This window comes from Thermoanaerobaculia bacterium (genome assembly GCA_035260525.1).
Lineage (GTDB): Bacteria > Acidobacteriota > Thermoanaerobaculia > UBA5066 > DATFVB01 > DATFVB01.
In genome coordinates this window covers 1-3,358 of sequence record DATFVB010000192.1, presented here as the reverse complement: position 1 = coordinate 3,358, position 3,358 = coordinate 1, and the positions used below count along the sequence as shown (strand labels likewise).

2 protein-coding genes are annotated in these 3,358 nt (G+C 72.5%); both read right to left on the bottom strand.

Annotation, left to right across the window (positions count from 1 at the left end):
* Positions 1-965 (bottom strand): condensation domain-containing protein (locus VKH46_09550; GenBank protein ID HKB71076.1); only part of this gene is annotated, 965 nt, incomplete at its 3' end.
* Positions 962-3,358: amino acid adenylation domain-containing protein (locus VKH46_09545; protein HKB71075.1), on the bottom strand; the 2,397-nt coding region annotated here is incomplete at its 5' end. The genes VKH46_09550 and VKH46_09545, both read right to left, overlap by 4 nt.

Here is a 3,358-nt window from a genome sequence, read left to right as displayed (position 1 = left end):
CGGAACGTGGGATCGGCGGAGAAGCGCCCCCGCATCACGAGGGTGTTGGCGAAGAACCCGATGAGCCCCTCCGTCTCGGTCGACTGGCGGTTGGCGATCGGCGTTCCGACGAGGACGTCGTCCTGCCCCGAGTACCGGTGGAGGAGGGTCTGAAACGCCGCGACGAGCGTCATGAAGAGCGTCGCGCGCTCCCGGCGCGAGAGAAGCTTCAGCGCCGAGGAGAGCTCGGGCGGGAGCGTCGCCACGTGTGTCGCGCCGCTCCACGCCGGAACCCCCGGCCGGGGCCGGTCGGCGGGGAGATCGAGGATCGCGGGCGCGTCGGCGAGCTCGCGCCTCCACCAGCCGAGCCCCGCCTCGAGCGCTCGCCCCGAGAACTGCTGCCGCTGCCAGACCGCGAAGTCCGTGTAGCCGATCCGGAGCTCCGGCAGGCCGGGCTCCGTCCCGCGGCGGAACGCGTCGTAGAGCGCCCCGAGCTCCCGGAACAGGATCGAGACCGACCATCCGTCCGTCGCGATGTGGTGCATCGTCAGGACGAGGACGTGCCGGCGCGGACCTTCCCGCAGCAGCAGCGCCCGGAGCATCCGGTCGCGCGAGAGGTCGAACGGCCGGCCGACCTCCTCGTCGACGCGCCTCCGGACCTCGTCCGGGTTTGCGCCGGCGAGGTCGACGACCGGGCAGGGCACCGGCGCGGGCGGCGAGACGACCTGCATCGGCTCCCCGTCGACCGAGCGGAACGTCGTGCGGAGCGCCTCGTGGCGCGCGACCACCGCGTCGATCGCGCGCCGGAGCGCCTCGACGTCGAGGTCCCCCGAGAGCCGCAGCGCCTCGCCGACGTTGTAGAGGCCGCCCGGCTCGAGCTGGTCCAGGAACCAGAGCCGCTGCTGCGCGAACGACAGGGGGCACGGCTCCGCCGTCCCGCGGGACGGGATCTCAGGCGAGGCGGCGGCGGCGGCGCGGCCGCTCACGTCGCGCTCCTGCCGGAGCGAAGCCCGTTCGCCGCGGCTTCCCTCTCCGCTTCCTCCCGCGCCCGCGCGAGGCACTCCTCGAGCTCCCGCGCGAGCACGGCGACGCGGGGCTCGTGGGCGAGCGCGCCGTGATACCCGGGGACCTCGTGCACCTCGATCCCGCCTTCGCCGAGACGTCCCCACCCGAGGAGCGGGTCGGGGTAGAACCACGCCGGCTGCCGGCTCGCGCGGAAGAGTGTGATCTTTCCCGGGTAGGGGCGGGGGACGTAGACGGTCTTCGCCTTCAGCACCGACCGCTCCGCTTCGGCAAGGTTTTTTGGAAGCGCGGGCGGCGCCTTCGTCTTCCTTTTCCGAATCTTCTTCGCGACGTCGTGGGCGATCCGCGCGAGCTTTGCGCGGACGTATCGCGCCTTCGCGGCGATCCCCTTCGCCGCGAGGAGGTTCCCGCCGTGGAGGAGGATCCGCTCCCGCGTCCGCTCGAGGACGACCCGCCATCGCCCCATCTCGGGCTTTCTCCGGTAATCGGGACCCCAGGTGTCGAACATGCCGAGGAACGCCACGCCGCACCCCTGCGCGAGGAGGCGGTGCGCCATCTCGAACGCGATCGTCCCGCCGAACGAGCTTCCCGCGAGGGAGTAGGGCCCTTCGGGCTGGAGCTCCCGGATCTCGCGGACGTAGTGGTCGGCCATGTCCTCGATCCGCTTGTGGCGCGGGCGCCGCCCGTCGAGGCCGACCGCCTGCAGCCCGTAGAGGGGCTGGTCCTCTCCGAGCCGGCGGGCGAGGTCGACGTAGCCGACGACGTTCCCGCCGATCGGGTGGATGCAGTAGAGCGGAGGCTTCGAGCCCTTCGGCTGGAGCGGGACGAGCGACTCCCAGGAGCTCTCCCAGCCCCGCCGGTCGATCGCGTCGGAAAGGCGCGCGATCGTCGGCGCCTGGAGCAGGACCGCGAGGGGAAGCCGGATCCCCGTCGCGCTCTCGATCTTCGCGAAGATCCTCGCCGCGAGCACGGAGTGCCCGCCGAGCCGGAAGAAGTCGTCGTCGACGCCGATTTCGGAGAGCCCGAGCACGTCCTCCCAGATCGCGGCGACGCGGCGCTCCGTCTCGGTCGAGGGCTCACGGCCGGACGATGCGGGCGAGAGCGCCGCGGGATCGACGGGCGGCAGCGCGCGCCGGTCGATCTTGCCGTTGGACGTCAGCGGGAGCTCGTCGAGCTCGACGAACGCGGAGGGAATCATGTAATCGGGAAGCGACTCGGCGAGGAAGCTCCGCAGCTCTTCGCGGTGCGGCGCGTACTCTCCGCCGCTCGAGGAGAAGTACGCGACGAGGAGGGCGTCGCCCGAAGCGCCGGACGCGACGACCACCGCCGTCTGGCGGACTCCCGGATGGCGGCGCAGCGCGGCCTCGACCTCGCCGAGCTCGATGCGGTAGCCGCGCACTTTGACCTGGTCGTCGGCGCGGCCGAGGTACTCGAGAACGCCGTCCTCGCGATGCCGCACGAGATCGCCGGTCCGATAGAGCCGCTCTCCCGGCTCTTCGGGCAAGGGATTGCCGACGAAGCTCTTCGCGGTGAGATCGGGCCGGCCCAGATACCCTCTCGCGAGGCCGTCGCCGGCGATGTAGAGCTCCCCGGGGACGCCCGGCGGCACGGGGCGCCGGGCGCCGTCGAGCACGTAGAGACGCGTGTTGGCGATCGGCCGCCCGATCGGGACGGGGCCCGGCTTCCAGGTCGCCGCGACGACCTCGTGGACGCAGCACCCGACGACCGTCTCGGTCGGACCGTACTCGTTGACGAACCGCGATCGCGGGGCGAACTTCACCCAGGCCGCGAGCGCCTCCCCGCGCAGCGCCTCCCCGCCGACGACGAACACGTTCGCGGCGCCGTCGGCCTCGGCGGGCGACAGCTGCGCCGAGAGGATCTCGAGATGCGCCGGCGTGATCTTGACGAGGCTCCATCCGCGCCTGCGGCGCAGCGCCGCCGCGAGGCCGTCGATCCCCTCGCGGTCCGGGATCATCTCGACGCGCCGCCCCGCGGCGAGCGGCGTCAGCAGGCTCGTGACCGTGAGATCGAAGACGAGCGGCGAGTGGACCGGCGCTCCCTCCCCTTCGGGCACCCGGTAAGCGTCGGCGCTCCACGAGAGATAGTTCACGAGTCCGCGGTGGGTGATGAGCACGCCCTTGGGCTGTCCCGTCGAGCCCGACGTGTAGATGACGTACGCGAGATTCTCCGGACCGGCGCTCCGCTCCGGACGCCGGTCGGGCTCCCGGTCGAACGCCCGCCACTCCGGATCGACCTCGATCACCCGCGCGCCGACGTCGGGGACGCGTCCCGCGAGCGCCGGCGAGACGAGCACGACGGGCGTCCGCGCGTCGCGAAGGATGAATTCGAGGCGCGC